The sequence below is a fragment of the Trinickia dinghuensis genome (genome assembly GCF_003367175.1).
GTDB lineage: Bacteria > Pseudomonadota > Gammaproteobacteria > Burkholderiales > Burkholderiaceae > Trinickia > Trinickia dinghuensis.
Window position 1 is genome coordinate 1 of the sequence record NZ_QRGA01000003.1, and the last position, 670, is coordinate 670.

Sequence of the window (670 nt, forward strand, 5' to 3'; positions counted from 1 at the left end):
TTCCGGTTCGGGTGGTTCCGGTTCGGGTGGTTCCGGTTCGGGTGGTTCCGGTTCGGGTGGTTCCGGTTCGGGTGGCTCCGGTTCGGGTGGCTCCGGCTCGGGTGGCTCCGGCTCGGGTGGCTCCGGCTCGGGTGGCTCCGGTTCTGGCGGCTCCGGCTCGGGTGGCTCCGGCTCTGGTGGTTCCGGCTCTGGTGGTTCCGGCTCGGGTGGCTCCGGTTCTGGCGGCTCGGGAAGCGGCGGACACGGTGGCTCCGGAGGCGGATGTGGCTGCGGCGGTAGTGGTGGATCCGGTGGAAACGGCAACTCCGGCAGCGGACACGGTTCCGGCGGGACAGGCTCAGGCAATGGCGGATCCGGTGGAAATGGCAACGGAAACTCCGGCAGCGGCCACAGTTCCGACGGTAACGGAAACGGAAATAGCGGGACCGGCGGAAACGGCAACGGAAACACCGGCAGCGGTCACAGTACCGGCGGCAACGGAAACGGAAATAGCGGATCCGGTGGAAGCGGCAACGGAAACTCCGGCAGCGGTCACAGTACCGGCGGCAACGGAAACGGAAATAGCGGATCCGGTGGAAGCGGCAACGGAAACTCCGGCAGCGGCCACAGTTCCGACGGTAACGGAAACGGAAATAGCGGGACCGGCGGAAACGGCAACGGAAACACCGGC

2 protein-coding genes are annotated in these 670 nt (G+C 67.2%); one reads left to right on the forward strand and one right to left on the reverse strand.

Annotated features, from left to right (window positions below; translation table 11 throughout):
- A partial coding sequence (locus DWV00_RS34305; RefSeq protein WP_220274659.1) for a hypothetical protein occupies positions 1-279 on the forward strand: 279 nt, incomplete at its 5' end.
- A 58-nt stretch (positions 280-337) separates the two neighbouring features.
- Here the strand turns inward: DWV00_RS34305 and DWV00_RS34310 are convergent.
- Positions 338-670 (reverse strand): hypothetical protein (locus DWV00_RS34310; RefSeq protein ID WP_425452707.1); only part of this gene is annotated, 333 nt, incomplete at its 5' end.